The 23,797-nt window shown below is 60.0% G+C and carries 20 protein-coding genes; 8 read left to right on the top strand and 12 right to left on the bottom strand.

Annotated elements, in window-relative coordinates; genetic code table 11:
• Window positions 1-59: 59 nt before the first annotated feature.
• Both MKR05_RS16695 and MKR05_RS16690 read right to left on the bottom strand, forming a co-directional pair.
• Window positions 60-509: a DUF2919 domain-containing protein gene (locus MKR05_RS16695; RefSeq protein ID WP_032453690.1), complete on the bottom strand. Its 450-nt coding sequence runs from the start codon at window positions 507-509 to the stop codon at window positions 60-62.
• A complete protein-coding gene (locus MKR05_RS16690; protein WP_002913637.1) occupies window positions 496-921 on the bottom strand; it encodes a GNAT family acetyltransferase in 426 nt (141 codons plus the stop codon). Before MKR05_RS16690 ends, MKR05_RS16695 begins: the two co-directional genes overlap by 14 nt.
• Before the next feature lie 211 nt (window positions 922-1,132).
• On the opposite strand from MKR05_RS16690, the gene amiA reads away from it, so the two are divergent.
• Both amiA and hemF read left to right on the top strand, forming a co-directional pair.
• On the top strand, window positions 1,133-2,005 hold the full coding sequence (gene amiA, locus MKR05_RS16685) for an N-acetylmuramoyl-L-alanine amidase AmiA (RefSeq protein ID WP_004201984.1): 873 nt from the start codon (window positions 1,133-1,135) through the stop codon (window positions 2,003-2,005).
• The gene (hemF, locus tag MKR05_RS16680) at window positions 2,005-2,904 is read left to right on the top strand and encodes an oxygen-dependent coproporphyrinogen oxidase (RefSeq protein ID WP_101989153.1); all 900 of its coding nucleotides are present in this window, start codon (window positions 2,005-2,007) and stop codon (window positions 2,902-2,904) included. Before amiA ends, hemF begins: the two co-directional genes overlap by 1 nt.
• Window positions 2,905-2,958: 54 nt before the next feature.
• Here the strand turns inward: hemF and maeB are convergent, their stop codons facing one another.
• Entirely contained in the window at window positions 2,959-5,238 is a 2,280-nt protein-coding gene (gene maeB / locus MKR05_RS16675) for an NADP-dependent oxaloacetate-decarboxylating malate dehydrogenase (protein WP_023290604.1), read from the bottom strand.
• 294 nt (window positions 5,239-5,532) lie between these two features.
• Here maeB and tal point away from each other — a divergent pair, with 294 nt between their 5' ends.
• Together tal and tkt are read left to right on the top strand one after the other, a co-directional pair.
• On the top strand, window positions 5,533-6,489 hold the full coding sequence (gene tal / locus MKR05_RS16670) for a transaldolase (RefSeq protein WP_101989154.1): 957 nt from the start codon (window positions 5,533-5,535) through the stop codon (window positions 6,487-6,489).
• Between the two features lie 16 nt (window positions 6,490-6,505).
• Entirely contained in the window at window positions 6,506-8,500 is a 1,995-nt protein-coding gene (gene tkt / locus MKR05_RS16665) for a transketolase (protein ID WP_101989155.1), read from the top strand.
• Here tkt and MKR05_RS16660 read toward each other — a convergent pair.
• The 3 genes from MKR05_RS16660 to aegA form a co-directional block, all read right to left on the bottom strand.
• The gene (locus tag MKR05_RS16660) at window positions 8,490-9,536 is read right to left on the bottom strand and encodes a DUF1176 domain-containing protein (protein ID WP_101989156.1); all 1,047 of its coding nucleotides are present in this window, start codon (window positions 9,534-9,536) and stop codon (window positions 8,490-8,492) included. The two genes, tkt and MKR05_RS16660, sit on opposite strands and share 11 nt — an antisense overlap.
• Window positions 9,537-9,599: 63 nt before the next feature.
• Entirely contained in the window at window positions 9,600-10,196 is a 597-nt protein-coding gene (gene nudK, locus MKR05_RS16655; protein WP_002913754.1) for a GDP-mannose pyrophosphatase NudK, read from the bottom strand.
• A gap of 58 nt (window positions 10,197-10,254) precedes the next feature.
• Window positions 10,255-12,237 (bottom strand): formate-dependent uric acid utilization protein AegA, encoded by a 1,983-nt coding sequence (gene aegA, locus MKR05_RS16650; RefSeq protein ID WP_101989157.1) that lies wholly within the window; start codon window positions 12,235-12,237, stop codon window positions 10,255-10,257.
• A 376-nt stretch (window positions 12,238-12,613) separates the two neighbouring features.
• Here aegA and acrD point away from each other — a divergent pair, with 376 nt between their 5' ends.
• Window positions 12,614-15,727: a multidrug efflux RND transporter permease AcrD gene (gene acrD, locus MKR05_RS16645; RefSeq protein WP_032453700.1), complete on the top strand. Its 3,114-nt coding sequence runs from the start codon at window positions 12,614-12,616 to the stop codon at window positions 15,725-15,727.
• 127 nt (window positions 15,728-15,854) lie between these two features.
• Here acrD and ypfM read toward each other — a convergent pair whose 3' ends face one another.
• Window positions 15,855-15,914 (bottom strand): protein YpfM, encoded by a 60-nt coding sequence (gene ypfM / locus MKR05_RS16640; RefSeq protein WP_100181659.1) that lies wholly within the window; start codon window positions 15,912-15,914, stop codon window positions 15,855-15,857.
• 366 nt (window positions 15,915-16,280) lie between these two features.
• Here ypfM and MKR05_RS16635 point away from each other — a divergent pair, with 366 nt between their 5' ends.
• The 3 genes from MKR05_RS16635 to MKR05_RS16625 are packed head-to-tail and all read left to right on the top strand — an operon-like array spanning window position 16,281 to window position 17,995.
• Complete coding sequence (locus MKR05_RS16635; protein WP_023290610.1) at window positions 16,281-16,634, top strand: ArsC family reductase; 354 nt, start codon at window positions 16,281-16,283, stop codon at window positions 16,632-16,634.
• 3 nt (window positions 16,635-16,637) lie between these two features.
• Window positions 16,638-17,765 carry a succinyl-diaminopimelate desuccinylase gene (gene dapE / locus MKR05_RS16630; protein ID WP_023290611.1) on the top strand — a complete coding sequence of 376 codons (1,128 nt, stop codon included), beginning with the start codon at window positions 16,638-16,640 and terminating at the stop codon, window positions 17,763-17,765.
• A 26-nt stretch (window positions 17,766-17,791) separates the two neighbouring features.
• Complete coding sequence (locus MKR05_RS16625) at window positions 17,792-17,995, top strand: YpfN family protein (protein WP_002913768.1); 204 nt, start codon at window positions 17,792-17,794, stop codon at window positions 17,993-17,995.
• A 48-nt stretch (window positions 17,996-18,043) separates the two neighbouring features.
• On the opposite strand, the gene ypfH is transcribed toward MKR05_RS16625, so the two are convergent.
• The 5 genes from ypfH to bamC all read right to left on the bottom strand — a co-directional run bounded on the left by ypfH (window position 18,044) and on the right by bamC (window position 23,797).
• Window positions 18,044-18,739 carry an esterase gene (gene ypfH / locus MKR05_RS16620; protein ID WP_023290612.1) on the bottom strand — a complete coding sequence of 232 codons (696 nt, stop codon included), beginning with the start codon at window positions 18,737-18,739 and terminating at the stop codon, window positions 18,044-18,046.
• A gap of 76 nt (window positions 18,740-18,815) precedes the next feature.
• Complete coding sequence (locus tag MKR05_RS16615) at window positions 18,816-20,819, bottom strand: tRNA(Met) cytidine acetyltransferase TmcA (protein WP_238874896.1); 2,004 nt, start codon at window positions 20,817-20,819, stop codon at window positions 18,816-18,818.
• A gap of 9 nt (window positions 20,820-20,828) precedes the next feature.
• Window positions 20,829-21,701: a neutral zinc metallopeptidase gene (locus MKR05_RS16610; protein WP_023290614.1), complete on the bottom strand. Its 873-nt coding sequence runs from the start codon at window positions 21,699-21,701 to the stop codon at window positions 20,829-20,831.
• 119 nt (window positions 21,702-21,820) lie between these two features.
• Entirely contained in the window at window positions 21,821-22,534 is a 714-nt protein-coding gene (gene purC, locus MKR05_RS16605) for a phosphoribosylaminoimidazolesuccinocarboxamide synthase (protein WP_238874894.1), read from the bottom strand.
• A 228-nt stretch (window positions 22,535-22,762) separates the two neighbouring features.
• Window positions 22,763-23,797 carry an outer membrane protein assembly factor BamC gene (gene bamC, locus MKR05_RS16600; protein ID WP_023290615.1) on the bottom strand — a complete coding sequence of 345 codons (1,035 nt, stop codon included), beginning with the start codon at window positions 23,795-23,797 and terminating at the stop codon, window positions 22,763-22,765.

Genomic DNA, 23,797 nt, shown 5'->3' with positions numbered 1-23,797 from the left:
CACAATCCTTTCTGAGTCATTCAACGCATGTTGGAGTTCACGATCGGCAAAAAGTGCCATTAAAAGGTGGTCTGGCGAAAACAGGCGCCGAGGCGACGGCTGGTCGCCAGCCACCACAGGGCATAACCATCCGCCGCCAGCAGTCCGATGGTCAGCGAGGAGGGAGATTCGCCGCTCAGCCATAGCATCGGCTGCCACAGCAACAGCAGCACTTGCGATAACACCAGCAGCCAGCGCATCGCCCGCCACAGGCGCGGCAGGCGCTGACGATAGCCGCTAAGCAGAAAGGCCAGCACCGCCGGCACGCCGGGGAGTAGACCGAGCCAGAAGCGGTCGTGATCGGGATAGAACAGATTTAGAATCGCGTCGCCCTGCTGACGCGACGCGCCGGCCATCAAGAACAGCACCCAGGTGCGGGCCTGTAACAACAGCACGCACCAGAAAAGGAAAGGCAGACGCAGACGGCCATGGGCATCAAAATCGGCGGGGATAAACTCAGTATTCTTCATCTTCAATCAGGCGTTTGCCCAGGGTCAGGACATCGGCGTACTCATAGCCCAGCCGCTCGTACATCCCCTGCACCACGTCGTTGTCCTCGCGGACCATAATATTGATTTTCGGGCAGCCGCGAGCAATCAGCTTTTTCTCCAGACGGTTGAGCAGCGCGTTCGCGATCCCCCGACCGCGATATTCAGGATGGACGCCCAGATAGTAGGCCGACCCGCGATGGCCGTCATATCCGCCCATCACCGTACCGACGACTTCGCCGTTCACTTCCGCCACCAGGAACAGGCTGACATCGTGATTCAGCTTGCGCTCAATATCCATCTCCGGATCGTTCCAGGGACGCAGCAGATCGCAACGCTCCCACAGCGTCACAACCTCTTCGAAATCCTGCTGGCGAAAAACGCGAATCTCCATGGTATTCCCCACCATTGACGGTTAAAAACAGTGATTATGGCGCGAATATGACTGATAGCCAATATCAGGCGAAATCAGCGACAAAAAATGGCATAATATGACTTTGTCATGTATTGAAATGAAAAGTAAAACAATTCTTATTTTGAATGGTCGTAACGGCAAACGCGATACGATATAACATTGGACATCACTTGTTTACAATTCAGGCCGAATGAGCACTTTTAAACCCTTAAAAATACTTGCTTCGCGCCGTCAGGTGCTGAAAGCCGGGCTGGCTGCCATGACGCTGAGCGGCGTCACTGCACAGGTCAGCGCAAAAGAGCAGCCACTGAAAACATCAAATGGACACAGCAAACCCGCCGCCAAAAAGGCCGGCGCACGCCGCATTGTGATGCTCGACCCGGGCCACGGCGGCATCGACACCGGGGCTATCGGCCATAATGGCTCGAAAGAGAAGCATGTGGTGCTGGCGATCGCTAAGAACGTGCGCAGCATCTTGCGCAGCAACGGCATTGACGCCCGCCTGACCCGCACCGGCGATACCTTTATCCCGCTGTATGACCGCGTGGAGATTGCCCATCAGCACGGCGCCGATCTGTTTATGTCGATCCACGCCGATGGCTTCACCAACCCGAGCGCTGCCGGCGCCTCGGTGTTCGCTCTGTCAAACCGCGGCGCCAGTAGCGCCATGGCGAAATACCTCTCCGATCGCGAAAACCGCGCCGACGAGGTCGCCGGTAAGAAAGCGACGGATAAAGACCATCTGCTGCAGCAGGTGCTGTTCGATCTGGTACAGACCGACACCATTAAAAACAGCCTGACGCTGGGCTCGCATATCCTGAAAAAGATCAAGCCGGTGCATAAGCTGCACAGCCGCAATACCGAACAGGCGGCGTTCGTGGTGCTGAAGTCGCCGTCCATACCGTCCGTGCTGGTGGAAACCTCGTTCATTACGAACCCGAACGAGGAAAAACTGCTCGGCACCACCGCCTTCCGGCAGAAAATCGCCACCGCGATTGCCAACGGCATTATCAGCTATTTCCACTGGTTCGATAACCAGAAAGCCCATTCGAAGAGACGTTAATGAAACCCGATGCCGCGCAGGTTAAAACTTTTCTGCTCCAGCTGCAGGACAGCCTCTGTCAGCAGCTAAGCGCCGTGGATGGCGCGCCGTTTATTGAAGACGCCTGGCAGCGGGAAGGCGGCGGCGGCGGACGCAGCCGGGTGCTGCGCGACGGCAATGTGTTCGAGCAGGCGGGGGTCAACTTTTCCCATGTCCATGGCGACGCCATGCCAGCCTCCGCCACCGCCCACCGCCCGGAGCTGGCCGGACGCAGCTTTGAAGCCATGGGCGTCTCGCTGGTGGTCCATCCGCTGAACCCCTATGTGTCCACCAGCCACGCCAACGTGCGGTTCTTTATTGCCGAAAAGCCTGGCGCCGAGCCGGTGTGGTGGTTCGGCGGCGGCTTTGATTTAACCCCTTACTACGGCTTTGAAGAGGATGCCGTCCACTGGCATCGTACCGCCCGCGATCTGTGTCTGCCGTTCGGCGAAGCCGTCTATCCGCGCTATAAAAAATGGTGCGATGATTATTTCTATCTGAAGCACCGCCAGGAACAGCGCGGGATAGGCGGTCTGTTCTTTGACGACCTGAACACCCCGGATTTTGACCACTGCTTCGCCTTTATGCAGGCAGTGGGTAACGGTTACGCTGACGCCTATTTACCCATCGTCGAACGCCGAAAAGCCACGCCGTACGGCGAGCGTGAGCGCCATTTTCAGCTCTATCGCCGCGGCCGCTACGTCGAATTCAATCTGGTCTGGGACCGTGGCACCCTGTTCGGTCTGCAGACCGGCGGTAGGACGGAATCTATTCTGATGTCGATGCCGCCGCTGGTACGCTGGGAATATGATTACCAGCCGGAGGCCGGCAGCCCTGAGGCGGCGCTGAACGAGTTTATTAAAGTGAAAGCCTGGATCTGAGCGACGCCAAATCAGACCAAAAAGCCCCGGAGTACCGGGGCTTTTTTATGACGTTTACAGCGGTTCGGTTTGCGCTTCGACAACCGCCAGCGCCACCATATTCACGATGCGACGCACAGAGGCGATCGGCGTCAGGATATGCACCGGCTTCGCTACCCCCATCAGCACCGGCCCGACGGTGACCCCTTCCGAACTGGAGACGCGCAGCAGGTTATAGCTGATCCGGGCGGCTTCCATATTCGGCATCACCAGAATATTGGCCGACCCCTTCAGCGGGCTGTCCGGCATGCGATCGTTGCGAATGCTTTCCACCAGCGCGGCGTCGCCATGCATTTCGCCATCGATCATCAGCTCCGGCGCGCGCGCCTTCACCAGCTCAAGGGTTCTGCGCATCTTGCTGGCGGACGGGCAGTCGGCAGAGCCAAAGTTGGAATGCGACAGCAACGCCACCCGCGGTTCGATACCAAAGCGACGCACGCTTTCCGCCGCCATCAGGGTGATCTCCGCCAGCTCTTCCGGCGATGGATCGTGATTGACATAGGTGTCGGCGATAAAGGTGTTGCCGCTCGGCAGCAGCAGCGCGTTCATCGCCCCGGCGGTGCTGACGCCGTCGCGATAGCCGAACAGCGGCTGCACCACGCGGTAGTGGTCGTGGTACTCGCCAATGGTGCCGCAGATCATCGCATCCGCTTCGCCACGGTGAACCATGATGGCGCCAATCACCGTGGTGTTGCTAATCACCGCCCGCTGCGCCTGCTCCTGGGTAATGCCGCGGCGTTTCATCAGCTGGTAGTACTCGCTCCAGTACTCTTTAAACCGCGGGTCGGATTCATTATTGACGATCTCGAAGTCAACGCCGGCCTTGATCTGCAGGCCCAGCTTCTGGATGCGCATTTCAATCACGCTCGGGCGCCCCACCAGAATCGGTTTGGCCAGCCCCAGCGACACCAGCTCCTGGGTGGCGTGCAGCACCCGGGTCTCCTCCCCTTCCGCCAGCACCACGCGCTTCGGCTCTTTGCGCGCCTGAGAGAAGATAGGCTTCATAAACAGGTTGGTCTTATAGACGAACTCGCTCAGCTTCTCGATATAGGCGTCAAAATCGGCGATCGGGCGCGTCGCCACGCCGGAGTCCATCGCCGCCTTCGCCACCGCGGGGGCGATCTTGACGATCAGCCGCGGATCGAACGGTTTCGGAATAATGTAGTCCGGGCCAAAGCTTAAATCCTGATCGCCGTAGGCGGAGGCGACCACTTCGCTCTGCTCGGCATGGGCCAGCTCGGCAATGGCATGCACCGCCGCCAGCTTCATCTCTTCGTTGATCGCCGTCGCGCCGACGTCCAGCGCGCCGCGGAAGATGAACGGGAAGCAGAGCACGTTGTTGACCTGGTTAGGGTAGTCGGAGCGGCCGGTGCAGATGATGGCGTCATCGCGGACCTGCTTCGCCAGCGGCGGCAGAATTTCCGGCTCCGGGTTGGCCAGGGCGAGGATCAGCGGCGCGCGCGCCATCTTCTTCACCATCTCCGGGGTCAGCACTTTCGGACCGGAGCAGCCGAGGAAAATGTCCGCGCCGTCGATCACGTCATCGAGGGTGCGTTTGCCGTCGTCTTCCACCGCGTAGGCCGCTTTGGTTTCCGCCATGTTCGGCTCACGATCCTTATAGATAACGCCTTTCGAATCGCAGACCACGATGTTGTGCTTTTGCATCCCCAGCGCCACCAGCAGGTTCATGCAGGCGATAGCCGCCGCCCCCGCGCCGGAGACCACCATCCGCACGTCGGACAGATTCTTCTCAACGACGCGCAGGCCGTTGAGGATCGCCGCGGTGCTGATGATCGCCGTGCCGTGCTGATCGTCATGGAACACCGGAATATTCATCCGCTCGCGCAGCTGCTGCTCAATGTAGAAACACTCCGGCGCTTTAATATCTTCGAGGTTGATGCCGCCGAAGGTCGGCTCGAGGGCGGCGACGACGTTAATGAATTTGTCCGGGTCCAGCTCATCGACTTCGATATCAAACACATCGATGCCGGCAAATTTCTTAAACAGGACGCCTTTGCCCTCCATTACCGGTTTGCCGGCCAGGGCGCCGATGTTGCCAAGCCCCAGCACCGCGGTGCCGTTGGAGACGACCGCCACCAGGTTGCCGCGGGCGGTATATTTGTAAGCCGCCAGCGGATCTTTTTCGATTTCCAGACAGGGGGCCGCGACGCCCGGCGAGTAGGCCAGCGCCAGATCGCGCTGGGTGGCGAGAGGTTTGGTCGGCGAGACCTGGATTTTTCCGGGAACCGGAAATTCGTGGAAGTCGAGGGCGCTCTGTTTTAACTGCTCATCCATTTTATATTCCTTTCTTTCACGTATCGTTCGTAGGGAAAAAGCGTGATGACCATCCTGTCGTTCACCTTTCAGTGGCAGACAGTATCCCTCCTGGCGGGGCGATAAACTTTGAACACCGCCAAACTCTGGCCATCGCTATGATCTGGTTGTTATCAATTTATAGCGGTTATGTTACCCGGATTCGCCGCCAATAATAGCCCCGTCTGCTATGCTTTTTGGTTATGTACCTCATCAATATTTATACCGCATACCGGCAAGCACTCATGTAACACCTTGTTCCAGGAGGACTTATCCATGAATCAGCTAGACAGTATTAAGCAGTTCACCACCGTGGTCGCCGACAGCGGCGACATCGAATCTATCCGCCACTACCATCCGGAAGATGCCACCACCAACCCCTCCCTGCTGCTGAAAGCCGCCGGGCTGGCATCCTATAGCGGACTCATCGACGACGCGATCGCCTGGGCCAAAAAGCAAGGAGGCAGCCGCGAAGCGCAGGTAACTCACGCCTGCGATAAGCTGGCGGTCAATTTTGGCGCGGAGATCCTCAAAAGCATTCCTGGCCGTGTCTCCACCGAGGTGGACGCCCGGCTCTCCTTCAACCGGGAGAAGAGTATCGAGAAGGCACGCCATCTGGTGGCGCTGTATCAGGAGATGGGCATTGATAAGTCACGGATCCTGATCAAGCTGGCCTCCACCTGGGAGGGGATCCGCGCCGCCGAAACGCTGGAAAAAGAGGGGATCCACTGCAACCTGACGCTGCTGTTTTCCTTCTCCCAGGCCCGGGCCTGCGCCGAAGCCGGGGTCTATCTGATCTCCCCTTTCGTCGGGCGTATTTATGACTGGTATCAGGCGCGCAAACCGCTGGATCCTTACGTGGTTGAGGAAGATCCAGGAGTGAAATCCGTGCGCAATATCTATGACTACTTCAAACAGCATAAATACAACACCATCGTGATGGGCGCCAGCTTCCGCCGCACCGAGCAGATCCTCGCCCTGGTCGGCTGCGACCGCCTGACCATCGCCCCGCCTTTATTAAAAGAGCTGCAGGCCAGCGACGCCCCGGTGGTGCGCAAACTGATCCCTGCCAGCCAGATCCTGCCGCGCCCGGTGCCGCTCAGCGAGGCGGAGTTCCGCTGGGAACATAATCAGGATCCTATGGCGGTCGAAAAGCTGGCGGAGGGTATCCGCCTGTTCGCCGTCGATCAACGCAAACTGGAAGATCTGCTTGCCGCCAAACTGTCACTTTAGTCTCACGGAGAAAACTATGTCCCGAAGAGAGCTTGCCAACGCCATCCGCGCCCTGAGTATGGACGCGGTGCAGAAAGCCAATTCCGGCCACCCCGGTGCGCCAATGGGGATGGCAGATATTGCCGAAGTGCTGTGGAACGATTTTCTTAAGCACAATCCGCAGAACCCTGGCTGGGTGGACCGCGACCGCTTTATTCTGTCCAACGGCCACGCGTCGATGCTGCTCTACAGTCTGCTGCACCTGACCGGCTACGATCTGCCGCTGTCAGAGCTGAAGCAGTTCCGCCAGCTGCACTCTAAAACGCCGGGTCACCCGGAGCATGGCTATACCCCCGGGGTGGAGACCACCACAGGCCCGCTGGGCCAGGGGCTGGCGAACGCCGTCGGTATGGCCATTGCCGAACGCACCCTGGCGGCGCAGTTTAACCGCCCCGGTCATGAGATTATCGACCATCACACCTGGGTTTTCATGGGCGATGGCTGTCTGATGGAGGGGATCTCCCATGAAGCCTGTTCGCTGGCAGGCACGCTCGGACTGGGCAAGCTGATCGGTTTTTACGATCACAACGGCATCTCCATTGACGGCAAAACCGAAGGCTGGTTTTCCGACGATACAGCGGAACGCTTCCGCGCCTACCACTGGCATGTGATCGGCGATATCGACGGCCACGATCCGCAGGCCATCAAACAAGCCATTACGGAAGCGCAGGCGGTGAAAGATAAGCCGTCGCTGATCATCTGTCGGACCATCATCGGCTTCGGTTCGCCCAACAAAGCCGGCTCAGAGGAGTCGCACGGCGCGGCGCTGGGTGAAAAAGAGGTGGCCCTGGCCCGCCAGCAGCTGGGCTGGAAATATCCGCCCTTTGAGATCCCGAAAGAGATCTATCAGGGCTGGGATGCGCGGCCACGCGGCGAAAAAGCCGAGCACGCCTGGAACGAGAAATTCGCCGCCTACCAGCAGCAGTTCCCGGAACTGGCCGCTGAGCTAACCCGTCGCATGGCAGGCGCCCTGCCGGAGGATTTTGCCGCGACGGCGCGTGACTACGTGGCGAAGCTGCAGGCCGAGCCGGCGAAGATCGCCAGCCGTAAAGCCTCGCAGAATGCGCTGAACGCGTACGGCCCCCACCTCCCGGAGCTGCTGGGCGGTTCGGCGGATCTCGCGCCGAGTAACCTGACCATCTGGTCTGGCTCGACATCGATTAAAGAGGATGCCGCCGGCAACTATATTCACTACGGCGTGCGCGAATTCGGCATGACCGCGGCGGCCAACGGCATCGCCCTGCACGGGGGCTTCATTCCCTATACCTCGACCTTCCTGATGTTTGTGGAATACGCCCGCAACGCCGCGCGCATGGCGGCCCTGATGAAGGCCCGGCAGATCATGGTCTATACCCATGACTCCATTGGTCTTGGGGAAGACGGTCCGACCCACCAGGCGGTGGAACAGCTGGCCAGTCTGCGGCTGACGCCCAACTTCAGCACCTGGCGTCCTTGCGACCAGGTGGAGACCGCCGTCGCCTGGCAGTCGGCCATCGCGCGTCAGGGCGGACCGACGGCGCTGATCCTGTCGCGACAAAACCTGGCGCAGATGCCGCGTACCCCGCAACAGGTTCAGGATATCGCCCGGGGCGGCTACGTGCTGAAGGATGCCGGCGGCAAACCCGACCTGATCCTCATCGCCACCGGCTCGGAAGTGGAAATCACCGTCCTGGCGGCGGAAAAACTGTTGGCCAACGGAGTGAATGTGCGGGTGGTTTCGCTCCCCTCCACCGACGTGTTTGACGCTCAGGACGAGGCCTGGCGCGAGTCGGTGCTGCCGTCGGACGTCAGCGCCCGGGTGGCCGTCGAGGCCGGGATAGCGGACTACTGGTATAAATATGTCGGCTTAAAAGGCAAGATCGTCGGCATGACCGGCTACGGTGAATCCGCCCCGGCGGAGCAGCTGTTCCCGTTCTTTGGCTTTACGGTCGACCATATCGTCGCCACCGCCGAACAGGTGCTTAACGGGTGATCCACAGCGTGGGCCAGGCATCTGGCCCCTGCCAGTTGTCGCACGTCGGCTGCTGTGCGTAACGGGAGAGGCTGAACCGCTGGCCGTCAAAACGCCAGCGGGTCTGGATCCCGCAATCGCCAGACGCGCGACCCTTGTCCAGGGTCACCAGCTCATGACGACGGTCATCATAGCTGGCGTTAATCAGCTCAATCTCCCGCGGCGCCTCGCCGGGCGGCTGAAACGGCAGCGTCAGCCGCACCTGACGGGCGACATACGGGCGCTGGCGGGAGACCAGCCAGGCCAGCCAGACGGTGTTGTACGCCCCGGATTCACAGCTGGTCATCAGCAGCACTTTGTCATCCGTCAGCGCAGTGACGCGAATTTCGCGGCGGAACGGATCGAGGGAGCAGTTGCTGTTGCTCATCCGCTCATTGCCGTAGTCCATCAGATCGTTGAGTTCATCACGTCCCAGCGGCGACTGCGCCGTGACCGCGCTCGCCACCGCGCGCAGCGCCGGCGCCGGCGGTACGCTGAGCGGCGGCTCCTCCCCTTTGCCGACCCAGGCCGTTTCGCTGCCCACCCGCTTTTGCCGGGCGTCGATAAATAACAGGGCCGCTTTCAGCCCCTGCAGGGAGATGGTCTGCAGGCCGTTGGCCAGCGAGAGGGTTTTTCCCTCCTGGACCCGCTGAAGGAAGGCATCGATCGTCACGCTGTCGTCGGTTTTAATGAGTTTATCTTCAATGTGCCAGCGCTTGTCGGTCAGGGACAGCGGTTTACCATCCAGCAGCAGGCGCGGCGCTATCGGCGCGAGCGTCGCCACCGGATTGCCGGTGCCGCCCAGTTCGATACGCAGGCTGGCGTCAGTAGCCGCCCCGGCGCTGCGGCTGAGGGTCATCACCAGACCATAATGCAGCCCCACGTTGCGGGTGACGCAGAAATTTTGGTTATTACAGGTGACCTGCCAGTCGTTGAAGCGCTGCTGCGCCGGTGCCGACCATGCCTGTGAGCAAGGCAGCACCGCCAGAAAGAGGAAAAAAATGATGCGAAAAAGCATGAACCGCCCGACCCCAGATAAACCCGACCACGGCGCCTATCCTGGACAACGGCAGCCGCTGACTCAATCGGATTTGTCAGAGTTCCCCGACATCAGGCCGGAGGTTTGCAGATACTGCAGCAGAATGACCGCTTTCCCGTCGCGGATCTCCCCATCAGCGACCATCTGTAGCGCCTGGCTAAAGGGCAGCTCCAGCACCTCGATGGCTTCGTCATCCACCCCGCCGCCGCTGGTGGTTCGCTGGGCGTCGCTGTACTCGGCGATAAAGAAATGCACCACTTCGGTGACGCCGCCTGGCGACATAAACAGCTCAAACAGCTTTCGCACCTCGCCCACTTCATAGCCGGTCTCTTCCACCGCCTCTTTCCGAATGCAGGCCTCCGGCTCGTCGTTGTCCAGCAGCCCGGCGCAGGTTTCAATCAGCATGCCGTCATGATTGCCATTGACCCAGGTGGCGACCCGGAACTGACGCACCAGGACCACCGTCTGCTTATGGCGGTTATACAGCAGCACGGTGGCGCCATTGCCGCGATCGTAGACCTCGCGTTTGTGGCGCACGACGCTGCCGTCCGCCCGCGTCAGCTCATAGGTCATGTTGCGTAGTACGAACCAGTTCTCAGAGAGGATTTTATCTTTAATGACGTGAATATTGAGTGACATACCGACCCCACAGCGTAAAAGGACGCCCTCATACTACGCTGCGGAGCCGGGTTTGTCGTCAGTGAAGCGGCGTCGTTTTCAGCCCCAGATAGTCAAGGATCCCCTGCGCCGCATGACGGCCTTCCGCCATCGCCGTTACCACCAGGTCGGCGCCGCGCACGGCATCGCCGCCGGCGAAGATCTTCTCCTGACTGGTCTGATAACGGTAACGGCTCTCCACTCCGGCTTTAATCCGCCCCTGGCTGTCCAGCGCCACCCCGGCCGCTTCCAGCCAGGGCATGCGGTGCGGGTGGAAGCCAAAGGCCATGATCACCGCCTCTGCCGGCATAACAAACTCGCTGCCGGGGATCGGCGTCGGGCGGCGTCTTCCGCCGGCGTCCGGCGCGCCAAGCTCGGTGCGCAAAAAGCGAACCCCGTTCACCCGTCCGTTCTCGTCCAGCTCAAGCGTCACCGGCTGGACGTTAAACTCAAAGAGCGCCCCCTCTTCGCGGGCGTTTTTGACCTCTTTTTTCGAGCCCGGCATGTTGGCTTCATCCCGCCGATAGGCGCAAGTCACCTGGCGGGCGCCATGGCGCAGCGCGGTGCGCACGCAGTCCATCGCCGTATCGCCGCCCCCCAGCACCACCACGTTCAGCCCGGCGGTGTTGACATAAGGCTCCTGCGTCGATTCCGCCAGCCCCATCACCTGTTTGGTGTTGGCGACAAGAAACGGCAGCGCATCGTAGACCCCGGGCGCCTCTTCATTCGGCAGGCCGGCCTTCATGGAGCGATAGGTTCCGGCGCCGACGAACACCGCGTCATACTCAGCCAGCAGCGTCGCCAGGGGGATATCTTTCCCCACCTCGCAGTTGAGCTCAAAGTGGACGCCCATCTCGCAGAAAATCGCCCGCCGCCGGGCCAGCAGTGACTTATCCAGCTTGAACGCCGGAATGCCGAAGGTCAGCAGGCCGCCGATCTCCGGATGACGGTCAAAGACCACCGGCTGTACGCCGTGGCGCACCAGCACATCGGCGCAGGCCAGCCCGGCCGGTCCGGCGCCGATAATCGCCACCCGTTTGCCGCTCGGCTTAACCTGCGAGAGGTCCGGACGCCAGCCGCTGGCCAGCGCCTGGTCGGATATAAATCGCTCAATATTGCCGATGGTGACCGCGCCGCTTTCATCGCGCAGGGTGCAGGCGCCCTCACACAGCCGGTCCTGAGGGCAGACGCGGCCGGTGATCTCCGGCAGACAGTTGGTCTGATGGGACAGGGCGACCGCGGCGGCGATATCCCCTGCCTTCACCAGCTCGACCCACTGCGGAATGTGGTTATGCAGTGGACAGGTCCATTCACAGATGCTGTGTTCTCCACATTTCAGGCAGCGGGCGGCCTGCTGCCTGGCCTGCGTCGGGGTGAACGGCTGATAGATCTCCTCAAAGTGGCTCTTACGCGCCTCCGCCGCCAGCTTATCCGGCTCTCCGCGCGGCGGCGTCATCGCCATTTGCCTGGCCTTCTCGCCGGCGTCGGGCTGCCTGGCGGGGGCCGCGCCGCGCTGCCACGGCTGCGCCTCCTGGCAGGCCGACCGCAGACGCCGCTGCCTGGCCAGCGTGGTCAATGTCTCATCGTCGGCGAGGCTCAGCGCCTGCGCCGGACAGTTTTCCACACAGGCCGGTCCCGCCTCGCGGCCCGCGCACAGATCGCATTTTTGCGCGCTGGCTTTCACCTGGCCTGCGGCTTGCGGCGTGACCACGACCTGCATCACCCCGAACGGGCAGGCCACCATGCAGGATTTACAGCCAATGCATTTCTCCTGACAGACCTGAACGCTGTCGCCAGCCTGGGCGATGGCGCCGTTGGGGCAGCTGCGGAGGCAGGGGGCGTCTTCGCAGTGGCGGCAGGTGATGGCGTTACGCTGCCCTTCTGCTTTAATCACGGTGATACGGGGCAAAAAGCGCTGCGGGGTCAGCGCATGTTGCTCCTCGTTATGCGCCATTACGCAGGCCACTTCGCAGGCCTGGCAACCGATACATTTTCGGCTATCGCTCAATATAAAGTGGTTCATGGCTTCCTTTTGTCTTATTGGTGAATAACCCCTTAATTCGCATGCCTATTTATTACCCGACAAGACGAGGCCGGAACAATGTTCATTTGCCCAGGATACCCTTTTTCTGGAAAGAATCCGTTTTGGATCAATTTTTTTGACTTAAATGAAATCAGGTTTCACACCGGCAAGGAATAATGCGTCCCCGGGTGCTGCGGGCGAAGCGGAGTGGCCGACCCGGCGGCAGGAAAGTTCGATGTTTCTTTACGATACGGCAAAAGCAACATGATAAATTACACTATCTCCTTAATTTCTCCACGATTGCCGGAGGCGCTGGGGCTAAAGTGGCACAGGCTGTGCAATAACAAGAACATGTGCATATGAGGTTTTTATTCTGATGGCGAATTTCTTTATCGATCGCCCCATTTTTGCGTGGGTGCTGGCAATCCTGTTATGCCTGACGGGCACCCTTGCCATTTTGTCGCTACCGGTTGAACAGTATCCCGATCTGGCCCCGCCGAATGTGCGGGTCACGGCCAACTATCCCGGCGCTTCCGCGCAAACCCTGGAGAATACCGTCACCCAGGTTATCGAACAGAATATGACCGGCCTCGATAACCTGATGTATATGTCATCCCAGAGCAGCGCCACCGGCCAGGCGACCATCACCCTCAGTTTTACCGCCGGTACCGACCCGGATGAAGCCGTACAGCAGGTGCAAAACCAGCTGCAGTCGGCGATGCGTAAGCTGCCGCAGGCGGTGCAAAACCAGGGGGTAACGGTGCGCAAGACTGGCGATACCAATATCCTGACCCTCGCCTTCGTCTCCACCGACGGCAGTATGGATAAACAGGATATCGCCGACTACGTCGCCAGTAACATTCAGGACCCGCTCAGCCGCGTCAACGGCGTAGGGGATATCGACGCCTACGGCTCGCAATACTCAATGCGCATCTGGCTCGATCCGGCAAAGCTCAATAGCTTCCAGCTGACCACCAAGGATGTTACCGACGCCATCAGTTCGCAGAACGCCCAGATTGCCGTCGGCCAGCTCGGCGGCACGCCTTCCGTCGATAAGCAGGCGCTGAACGCCACCATCAACTCGCAATCTCTGCTGCAAACCCCGGAGCAGTTTCGCAATATCACCCTGCGCGTCAATCAGGATGGTTCAGAGGTGACCCTCGGCGATGTCGCTACCGTGGAGATGGGGGCGGAGAAGTACGACTATCTTAGCCGCTATAACCGCCAGGCCGCCTCTGGCCTGGGAATTAAGCTCGCCTCCGGCGCCAACGAAATGGCCACCGCGGAGCGCGTGATCGCTCGCCTCAATGAGCTGTCGCAGTATTTCCCGCACGGGCTGGAATATAAAGTCGCCTACGAGACCACCTCCTTCGTGAAGGCTTCCATTACCGACGTGGTGAAAACCCTGCTGGAGGCGATCCTGCTGGTTTTCCTCGTGATGTATCTGTTCCTGCAGAACTTCCGCGCCACCCTGATCCCGACCATCGCCGTGCCGGTGGTGCTGATGGGCACCTTCGCGGTGCTTTATGCCTGTGGCTACAGCATCAACACCCTGACGATGTTCGCGATGGTGCTGGCTATCGGCCTGCTGGTGGATGACGCCATCGTGGTGGTGGAAAACGTTGAGCGCATCATGAGCGAGGAAGGCCTGTCGCCGCGGGAAGCCACCCGCAAATCGATGGGACAAATTCAGGGCGCGCTGGTGGGGATCGCGATGGTGCTGTCGGCGGTGTTTGTGCCGATGGCCTTCTTCGGCGGCACCACCGGCGCTATCTATCGCCAGTTCTCAATTACTATCGTCGCGGCGATGGTCCTCTCGGTGCTGGTGGCCATGATCCTCACCCCGGCCCTTTGCGCCACCCTGCTCAAACCGGTTAAGCCAGGTGAATCTCATGAGAGAAAAGGCTTCTTCGGCTGGTTCAACCGCACCTTTAACCGCAGCGCCAGCCGCTATGAAACCTTCGTCGGCAAAATTCTTCATCGCTCGCTGCGCTGGATGCTGATCTACGTCGTTCTGCTCGGCGGGATGGTGTTCCTGTTCCTGCATCTGCCCACCTCATTCCTGCCGCTGGAGGATCGGGGAATGTTCACCACCTCGGTACAGTTGCCGAGCGGCAGCACCCAACAGCAGACGCTGAAAGTGGTGCAGAAAGCGGAAGATTACTTCCTCAATAACGAGAAGCAAAACGTGGAGTCGGTGTTCGCTACCGTTGGCTCCGGCCCCGGCGGCAACGGGCAGAACGTAGCCCGTATGTTCGTGCGCCTCAAAGACTGGGACCAGCGCGATCCGCAAACCGGCTCCTCCTTTGCCATTATTGAACGCGCCACCAAAGCGTTTAATCAGATCAACGAAGCCCGGGTCATCGCCAGCAGCCCGCCGGCGATCAGCGGCCTCGGCAGTTCGGCAGGCTTCGATATGGAGCTGGAAGATCACGCCGGTAAGGGGCACGATGCGCTGATGGCGGCGCGCGATACGCTGCTTGAGCTGGCGGGTAAAAACCCGCTGTTGACCCGGGTCCGGCATAACGGGCTCGACGACAGCCCGCAGCTGCAGGTCGATATCGATCAGCGTAAAGCTCAGGCGCTGGGCGTCTCCATTGACGACATCAACGATACGCTGCAAACCGCGTGGGGGTCGAGCTACGTCAACGACTTTATGGATCGCGGGAGAGTGAAGAAAGTCTACGTCCAGGCGGCGGCGAAATATCGAATGCTGCCTGACGATATCAATCTCTGGTACGTCCGCAACAGCAGCGGCACGATGGTGCCGTTCTCGGCCTTCGCCACCTCGCGCTGGGAGACCGGCTCGCCGCGTCTGGAGCGCTACAATGGCTATTCGGCGGTGGAGATCGTCGGTGAGGCGGCGCCGGGCATCAGTACCGGTACCGCGATGGACATGATGGAGAAACTGGCCGCGCAGCTGCCAACCGGCTTTGGCCTCGAATGGACCGCCATGTCCTATCAGGAACGCCTCTCCGGCGCTCAGGCGCCGGCCCTGTACGCGATTTCTCTGCTGGTGGTGTTCCTGTGCCTGGCGGCGCTGTACGAGAGCTGGTCGGTGCCGTTCTCGGTGATGCTGGTGGTCCCGCTCGGGGTGATTGGCGCCCTGCTGGCGACCTGGATGCGCGGCCTGGAGAATGACGTTTACTTCCAGGTGGGCCTGTTGACGGTGATCGGCCTGTCGGCGAAAAACGCCATTCTGATCGTCGAGTTCGCCAATGAGCTCAACGAGAAAGGCCAGGATCTGCTCAGCGCCACGCTGTCGGCCTGCCGTCAGCGCCTGCGCCCCATTCTGATGACCTCGCTGGCGTTTATCTTCGGCGTCCTGCCGATGGCCACCAGCACCGGAGCCGGCTCCGGCAGCCAGCATGCGGTCGGTACCGGGGTGATGGGCGGGATGATCTCCGCCACCGTGCTGGCCATCTTTTTCGTACCGCTGTTCTTTGTGCTGGTGCGCCGCCGCTTTCCGCTGAAGGAGCGTCCGCAATAAACCGTCGGGCGTCGGCGGCGAGCCGGAATAACAGAAAAGGCGACCTGGATGGTCGCCTTCTTTATGCGTTCAGAACCATGACGCGCTTATTTACGTCGCGTTATTCCCCTGCTCACATTGCGGAAATTTATTTACGAAGCATGCCTTCAATAAAATCTTTCCAGTTCCCCAGTTCATGTTCAATCATAATAGCCTCTCTTATTATTATGGTCGATTCTATATAACTTCATTGCTGATGGGAAGTTGAGCTCCCCTATTGCTCTGATTGTCTTGTGGACCGCTGACAGAGATAAAACCTCTGGTTGCCGCCACTATGCCGTCTCGTATGTAAAAATTATGTGACGCATAGCACCATCAGGCAACATTTTCGTAATATTGTTAGTGCCCTCACATCATGCCCGCGACTGGGCGAATTTTAATCACCCGAAAACATGGCATAAGATACCCGGTAAAAAGTTATATTTATTCATCTGAATCACGTATTATTTCAATAAGGCTTATATATTCGGAAATATCTGAGTTAACCGCTTAATTGAATGTTAAAGGTTTATCTATGCTCACCATGTACGGAATTAAAAACTGCGATACCATTAAAAAAGCCCGCCGCTGGCTGGAAGCGCATCAGATTGACTATCGCTTCCATGACTACCGCGCCGATGGCCTCGACCGCGCGCAACTGGATACCTTTATTGCCGAACTGGGCTGGCAGGCGCTGCTGAACACCCGCGGCACCACCTGGCGCAAGCTGGACGAATCGCTGCGCAACAGCATCGATAATGCCGATGCCGCCGCCGCATTGATGCTGGAAATGCCGGCGATTATCAAACGCCCATTGCTCTGCGCGCCCGGTCGTCCTATGCTGCTGGGTTTTAGTGAAGCAAGTTATCAGCAGTTTAACGAGGTATAGTCTATGTCTTGCCCGGTCATTGAGCTGGCTCAGCAGCTTATTCGCCGCCCTTCCCTTAGCCCCGATGATGCGGGATGCCAGGCGTTAATGATTGAACGCCTGCGTGCGATCGGCTTTACCGTTGAACCGATGGATTTCGGCGATACGCAGAACTTCTGGGCCTGGCGCGGCCACGGCGAGACGCTGGCCTTCGCCGGCCACACCGACGTGGTCCCGGCAGGCGACGCCGACCGCTGGATCAATCCGCCGTTCGAACCCACCATCCGCGACGGGATGCTGTTTGGCCGCGGGGCGGCAGATATGAAAGGCTCGCTGGCGGCGATGGTGGTTGCCGCTGAGCGTTTTGTCGCGCAGTACCCGAACCACCGGGGCCGGCTGGCGTTTTTGATTACCTCTGATGAAGAGGCCAGCGCCAAAAACGGCACCGTCAAAGTGGTGGAGACGCTGATGGCGCGTAACGAGCGTCTGGACTACTGTCTGGTCGGCGAACCCTCCAGTACCGAAGTGGTCGGCGATGTGGTGAAAAACGGCCGCCGCGGCTCGCTGACCTGCAATCTGACCATTCACGGGGTACAGGGCCATGTCGCCTATCCGCACCTTGCCGATAACCCCGTCCATCGCGCGGCGCCGATGCTGGCGGAGCTGGTCACTATCGAGTGGGATAAAGGCAATGAATACTTCCCGCCGACCAGCATGCAGATTGCCAACGTGCAGTCCGGCACCGGCAGCAACAACGTGATCCCTGGCGATATGTTCGTCCAGTTCAACTTCCGCTTCAGTACGGAACTGACGGACGAGATGATCAAAGCCCGGGTGGTCGCCCTGCTGGAAAAATACCAGCTGCGTTACAGCGTGGAGTGGTGGCTCTCCGGCCAGCCGTTCCTCACCGGACGGGGCAAGCTGGTGGATGCGGTCGTCAACGCGATTGAGCACTATAATGAGATCAAACCGCAGCTGTTAACCAACGGCGGCACCTCAGACGGACGGTTTATCGCGCGCATGGGGGCGCAGGTGGTAGAGCTGGGCCCGGTGAACGCCACGATTCACAAAATTAATGAATGTGTGAACGCCGCCGACCTGCAGCTGCTGGCGCGGATGTATCAACGCGTAATGGAACAGCTGGTCGCCTGACGTACTGACGTAAAGAGGAAGCGCGCATGGAATGGCTTATTAAACACTGGTGGATTCTGGTGCTGGTCTTTTTGGTGGGGGTAATTATCAACGTGATTAAAGATCTGAACCGCGTTGACCACAAAAAATTCCTCAACAACAAACCCGATCTGCCGCCGCACCGTGATTTTAACGATAAATGGGACGATGACGACGACTGGCCGAAGCACGACCAGTCGAAGAAACCGTAAGTTTGCCTTTATCGCGGTACCGCCCGCCTGTAACCCCGGCCGCCGGGGTTACAGCATTTCGATGATATCGTCCCCTTTCGGCGTACTGCCGCTCAGCGCCTCATCAAAATAGTGCTTCGGCACGGTATAGCGCAGTCGCTCAATCGCGAACTGCATGCTGCGATCGTCGATGGCATGCCCCAGATCGTCAACAATATCTAAAGTCACGTCGCCCCCCGCCTGCAACAACGCCTCCTGAGCCGACACCGCCCACGCCAGATCGATAACCCGATCGTCACCACCGTGGATCAGGTGAATAGTGGTGGCCGTCGTTGCAGTGACCGGCAGCGTCGCGTAGCGGCCATTAAAGGCGATCACCCGCGAAGCCAGATCCGGCGCTGCTTTGATGCTCTCCAGCGACATGATCGCCCCCTGAGAGAAGCCGATCAGCGCGGTGGCCAGCGGGCTGACGCCGCTCTTTTCCTGCCAGTAGCGCACAATGTCAATAAAGGTCGGCATAATGGCGTCGATACGCTGCTGACGATTCTCTTCCGTCACTCCCTGCACCGAAAACCACTGCCGGCCGTTGGGACCGCAAGGCTCCACCCCGCCAATGCTAACGATCAGCGCATCAGGAAACTGCGGCGCGAACCAGCTGCCAATTTGCCCCATGGAGACCGGGTTATCCCCCACGCCATGAAACAGCAGCAACAGCTGTTGCGCAGGCGTCGCAGGGCTTTGAACAATAAAATGATCGTGTTTCATGGCTGTCTCCTTTGTGTATGCGGGCAGTGTACGCCGCTCGCCAGATATGACCATGCCATTTAACTGAATGAGTTAGTTAAAAAAATTGCAGGTGCGCTACCTGCAGACGCAGCGCCTCAGCGCGCGCTGCATCGAGGAAGCGCAAAGCGTCAGCGGCCTCCTGACGCCATCTCGCCAGCAGCGCTTTACGCCCTGTTAGCTGCAGCGCGGCGCAGAGTTCGGCCTCTTCTTCCCCCTGCAGGCGCCCGCGCAGCGCCGGCAACGGCATGTCGACCTGCATCAGCAGACGATTGAGGCAACCCAGCGCCGCGGCCAGCGGGCGATGGGCGAAGGCAAAGCTGGCCGCTTCCAGCCAGTCCTCATCACTAAGCATAGCCCCTGAAACGGCCGGCAGCGGCGCGGGCGCGTCCCGCCACGGGCGCAGCCAGTATTCATCGCGTTGTAGCCGCTGCGCCTCCCGCTGCGCGAGCTGATGCCCCGCTGCACTCAGCGGGAACAGAGCCATCGCGGTATAGCATCCGCTGCTGGCCTCGCGATGAGTGCCCAGCCGCACGAGGATAAACCCGCAGCGTTGCCAGAAGCGCCACAGCTCAGGGGTATAGCCAAAGCTGACGGAGAGATAGTCATAACCTGCGGCATCGGCGGCGATATCCGCGATCATCTGCTGCCCCAGCCCTTCGCGCTGGCGGGCGGGGTGGACGGCGATCCGACTGACCCGCAGCCCGCGCAGCGTCGCCGCGAGGGGACTGCCGCCATGCGCCGCCAGCGACTGGGCGACCAGGTTCCCTCGCGGCCGGCGAAAACCCGCCCACACCGCCCGGCTGAGTTCAGGAGAAAGTCCCCCCTCTGCCACCAGCCACAGCGCGCCCGCCACCGCGCCGCCGGCGCGTGCACAGCGGAAAGCCTGGCCCGGCGCGTCCATCATGCGCCGCAGATCGAGAGGAGAAGTGCGGTAATGCGCCCCGGACAACAGCTGGTACATCGCCTCCGGCAGCGCCGGCCGCGTTTGCCAGCTGGACTGATCGACCTCTTCCACGGCAACCTCCCCCGTCGGCGCATCGCGAAATGCCTCATCGCTGAAGATCAGCAGCTGACTGATGGCTGACTCCAGCGGGCAGCCCACTGCCCAGCGGATCGGCGCGCTCAGGCTGAACGACTGCAGATGGGGCAGGCTGGCGCAAAATTTCAGCAGGAACCCGCGCCCGGTGCCCTCATAACCCTGCACCGTCGTGGTGAGTAGCGTGCGGGGAAAACGGCTTACCAGCTGCCGGAGAAGCGGAGCCGGAATGGCCGCGGCCTCATCGACAATCAGCCAGGACGCCGTTTCTTTCGACGACAGCAGCGCATCAGGCGCCATAAAGCGAAACGCCTCGCCGGCAAAGCTCGCTAGCACATCGACGGCGCTGCGGGTCGGGGCGGTAACGATGGCCTCGCCCGCGAGCTGGCGCAGCAACATGCCAGCGAGGGCGGATTTGCCTCGCCCTCGTTCAGCCGTCACCGCCGCGATACCGGGCGGTAGACGCAACAATTGCGCAAGGATCGCCGCCTGTTCGGCCAGCGGGTGACCCTCGGCGGGATGCCAGTCAGGGCGCGGGACGGCCAGCGGGAGCCGCGGCGAGTCCGACTGCCGCCAGAGCAGCACATCGGGGTCGGCGATAAACTGCCGACAGCAGCGGAGAACAAAGTGGGGGGTAGAGATCGGGTCGGGCGTATCGCTCCAGCGCAGGGAGTCCTCATCCACCCGGGACGGCCAGTCGGCGAAGGGGGGCGTCAGCAGCACCAGCCAGCTTCCCGCCCGCAGGGTACCGCTCAGGGCCGCCAGGGCGGCTACATCAAATCCGCGCCGGGCATCGAAAAAGGCGTGCATGACTTCCCGCCCCAGCAGCGTCTTCAGGGCGCCAGGCGCCACCCCGGGCGCGAAAACCGGCTCGGGGCCCACCCACAGGCCATCGCCGGCGAGCCTCTCCCGCAGCGCCTGCGCCTGCTGCAGCGTCCAGGCCTCGTCGCCGCTGAGTACCAGCAGGCGGCGAATTCCCTCCCGCGCCATCTGCGCGGTGAGGTCAAGCAGCGCGTCCATCATCGGTGGCGATTACAGGGCGCTGCCGAAGGTGTTGCACTGCGCCGGGTCGCCGCTGTCGAAACCGCGTTTGAACCAGGTGTAGCGCTGTTTTGACGTGCCGTGGGTAAAGCTGTCCGGTACCACCCGCCCCTGGCTCTGCTGCTGCAGACGGTCATCGCCGATCGCCTCGGCGGCGTTCAGCGCCTCCTGCAGATCGCCGGTTTCCAGAATATCCTGCTGCTGCATATTATGGCCCCAGACGCCGGCGAAGCAGTCTGCCTGCAGCTCCATCTTAACCGACAGCCGGTTGGCTTCGGCCTCGGTGGCATGCTGCTGTTGCTGGCGGACTTTCGGCTCAATGCCCAGCAGTTTTTGTACGTGATGACCCACTTCATGGGCAATGACGTACCCCTGGGCAAAGTCGCCGTCGGCGCCCAGTTTATTTTTCATCTCATCGTAGAATGACAGGTCGATATAGACCGTGCTGTCGGCAGGACAGTAGAACGGCCCCATCACCGACTGGCCGGTACCGCAGCCGGTACGGGTCGCGCCGCGGTAGAGCACCAGCTTTGGCTGGGGGTACTGGCGGCCCATCTTTTCAAAGATCGGTCCCCAGGTATCTTCGGTGGTGGCCAGGATCACCGAAGTAAACTTCGCCGCTTCATCGTCTTTCGGACTGATGGAGCGCTGCGTGGAGGTCTGCTGCTGCGGCATCGGTTCGCCGGTCAGCATGCCGGTCAAATCCACGCCGTAATAGCCTGCCACCAGCACAATAATCAGCAGCACAATGCCGCCCTTCCCGCTCGGCAGCCGGAAGCCGCCGCCCCCGCCGCCAAACGGCGAGCCCGATTGACCGCGTCGATCTTCAACATTGTCGCTTTCGCGACGCCCTTGCCAGCGCATAAGCACCTCATTCCCTGTTATGTATCAATAGCAGAGATCGTAGGCGGTTCAGCGCAGGATTACCACAGGAAACAGCAAGAGACGCCAGAAGATGAGACCATCTTCTGGCGGCGGGCGAGTTAGTCGAGCTTAACGCCCAGGCGGTGAGCCACTTCTTCGTAGGCTTCGATCAGGCCGCCAAGGCTCTGGCGGAAGCGGTCTTTGTCCATTTTATCAAGGGTGTTTTTGTCCCACAGGCGGCTGCCGTCCGGCGAAAACTCATCGCCCAGCACCACTTCGCCTTTGAACAGACCAAACTCCAGCTTAAAGTCCACCAGAATCAGACCGGCGTCATCGAACAATTTTTTCAGCACGTCGTTGGCTTTGTAGGTCATCTCGCGCATCCGCGCCAGATTCTCTTTACTCACCCAGCCGAAGGTTTCGCAGTAGGAGTCGTTGACCATCGGATCGTGCATGGCATCGTTTTTCAGGAACAGATCGAACAGCGGCGGATTCAGCTCGATACCTTCTTCAATGCCTAAACGTTTTACCAGCGAGCCTGCCGCACGGTTACGCACCACGCACTCCACCGGCACCATATCCAGTTTTTTCACCAGGCATTCGGTATCGGAGAGCAGCGCTTCCATCTGGGTAGGGATGCCCGCTTCTGCCAGTTTGCTCATAATGAAGTGGTTGAACTTGTTATTCACCATGCCTTTACGATCGAACTGCTCGATGCGCGCGCCATCACCTGCTGACGTATCGTTACGGAATTCCAGTACCAGCAGGTCCGGATTATCGGTGCTGTATACTGTCTTCGCCTTACCACGATACAACTCAGCTTGCTTTTTCATCTTTCACTACTCCAGTGATATTGAGCCTAAAAATACGTTTCCACCTATACACAAAATCATTCAAAGTGCATCGAGGCGGCAACTGAGCGAATCCCCAGGAGCTTACAAAAGTAAGTGACTGGGTTGAACGAAGGCGGCCAACAAAGAGGCAATTTGAAGGATGATGTGTATACGCACACGTTTGCGTCACTATATATTAAAAGGGCCGGATTGCTCCAGCCCTTTTGATTACTTGTTAAATGCGGCCTGGAATACGGCTACCAGAGCGTCATTTTGCGACTGCGTCAGGGTATGGCCTTTCGGGTCGATGAACTGCAGGCTACTGCGGTTATCGAGGTCGCCGACCTGAAGTTTGTAGTCACCGGAGACCAGCTGCGGGTCGCGTGCGCCCAGCTCCTGCCAGCTGCTGTCAGACAGCGGCTTGTAGGTCAGCGCCATGCTGCCCTGAGAGCGCGTGCTGTCGGTCACTTTCATTCCCACTTTCTCGAGGGCGCCCGGCAGACGCTGCCACACCATGTTAAACGGCGCGCGAACGACGAGCATTGGCAGGCCAGTATCGTCGGCAGCGCTCTGCACGTCGAAGGTGGCGCCCGCGCTGCGCTGAGCGGCGTTCTGGGCGCTGGTGGCGTTCATGTCCAGGCCTTCCGAAATGACGTTCAGCATGGCGGTGCTGTAGCGCTGCAGTGACGCCGGATCGGCAACCGGTTTACCCGCCTGCTCCAGATTCACCAGCTTGACCACAACCGCTTGCTGATAGCCCTGCGGTTTGACGGAGATTTGATAACGACCGCGATACTGCTGATCTTCATCAAGACGGTTCCACTCAACCCAGTCGGTGTTCAGCGTCTGGCTCGCATCATCGCGCTTGGCGATAACGTAGTTCTTCGACTGAAGAATGCTGGTAACCTGCGCCCACAGCGAACCACTGCGGCCGTTTTCGACCATCAGCGTCGCGGTATCGCCGTTGAACTGGGTGCGGGCGCCGCTAACCAATGCCAGCGGCTGCGCCGGCGGGCGAATGTCCAGCGCCTTGCCGACCGCGCCGGTGCTGTTGGCCACCGGAATGTTGTAATCACCCACCTGAATCGGCAGGATCATCCCCGCCGGCGCGTGAAGTTCGCTCAACGGTGACGCCTGTAAATAGGCCTCATCACCGCTCACCTGACGCTTATAGCGCGAGTCGGAACTACAGGCCGCGAGGAGTAGAACCAGCGAAACACCCGCAACCTTCGCCAGGCGCGACTTCTGTACTGAGTAAGCCAT

Source organism: Klebsiella sp. K5-204 (genome assembly GCF_030128585.1).
In the GTDB taxonomy this organism is placed as follows: domain Bacteria; phylum Pseudomonadota; class Gammaproteobacteria; order Enterobacterales; family Enterobacteriaceae; genus Klebsiella; species Klebsiella quasipneumoniae.
Note: the sequence above shows the minus strand (reverse complement) of the source record. Positions and strands in the feature narration are given on the sequence as shown.

Excerpts from the sequence above, each read along its gene's own strand:
- MKR05_RS16695 (WP_032453690.1), bottom strand. The coding sequence starts at position 509 with ATGAAGAATACTGAGTTTATCCCCGCCGATTTTGATGCCCATGGCCGT.
- MKR05_RS16690 (WP_002913637.1), bottom strand. The coding sequence starts at position 921 with ATGGAGATTCGCGTTTTTCGCCAGCAGGATTTCGAAGAGGTTGTGACG.
- amiA (WP_004201984.1), top strand. The coding sequence starts at position 1,133 with ATGAGCACTTTTAAACCCTTAAAAATACTTGCTTCGCGCCGTCAGGTG.
- hemF (WP_101989153.1), top strand. The coding sequence starts at position 2,005 with ATGAAACCCGATGCCGCGCAGGTTAAAACTTTTCTGCTCCAGCTGCAG.
- maeB (WP_023290604.1), bottom strand. The coding sequence starts at position 5,238 with ATGGATGAGCAGTTAAAACAGAGCGCCCTCGACTTCCACGAATTTCCG.
- tal (WP_101989154.1), top strand. The coding sequence starts at position 5,533 with ATGAATCAGCTAGACAGTATTAAGCAGTTCACCACCGTGGTCGCCGAC.
- tkt (WP_101989155.1), top strand. The coding sequence starts at position 6,506 with ATGTCCCGAAGAGAGCTTGCCAACGCCATCCGCGCCCTGAGTATGGAC.
- MKR05_RS16660 (WP_101989156.1), bottom strand. The coding sequence starts at position 9,536 with ATGCTTTTTCGCATCATTTTTTTCCTCTTTCTGGCGGTGCTGCCTTGC.
- nudK (WP_002913754.1), bottom strand. The coding sequence starts at position 10,196 with ATGTCACTCAATATTCACGTCATTAAAGATAAAATCCTCTCTGAGAAC.
- aegA (WP_101989157.1), bottom strand. The coding sequence starts at position 12,237 with ATGAACCACTTTATATTGAGCGATAGCCGAAAATGTATCGGTTGCCAG.
- acrD (WP_032453700.1), top strand. The coding sequence starts at position 12,614 with ATGGCGAATTTCTTTATCGATCGCCCCATTTTTGCGTGGGTGCTGGCA.
- MKR05_RS16635 (WP_023290610.1), top strand. The coding sequence starts at position 16,281 with ATGCTCACCATGTACGGAATTAAAAACTGCGATACCATTAAAAAAGCC.
- dapE (WP_023290611.1), top strand. The coding sequence starts at position 16,638 with ATGTCTTGCCCGGTCATTGAGCTGGCTCAGCAGCTTATTCGCCGCCCT.
- MKR05_RS16625 (WP_002913768.1), top strand. The coding sequence starts at position 17,792 with ATGGAATGGCTTATTAAACACTGGTGGATTCTGGTGCTGGTCTTTTTG.
- ypfH (WP_023290612.1), bottom strand. The coding sequence starts at position 18,739 with ATGAAACACGATCATTTTATTGTTCAAAGCCCTGCGACGCCTGCGCAA.
- MKR05_RS16615 (WP_238874896.1), bottom strand. The coding sequence starts at position 20,819 with ATGATGGACGCGCTGCTTGACCTCACCGCGCAGATGGCGCGGGAGGGA.
- MKR05_RS16610 (WP_023290614.1), bottom strand. The coding sequence starts at position 21,701 with ATGCGCTGGCAAGGGCGTCGCGAAAGCGACAATGTTGAAGATCGACGC.
- purC (WP_238874894.1), bottom strand. The coding sequence starts at position 22,534 with ATGAAAAAGCAAGCTGAGTTGTATCGTGGTAAGGCGAAGACAGTATAC.
- bamC (WP_023290615.1), bottom strand. The coding sequence starts at position 23,797 with ATGGCTTACTCAGTACAGAAGTCGCGCCTGGCGAAGGTTGCGGGTGTT.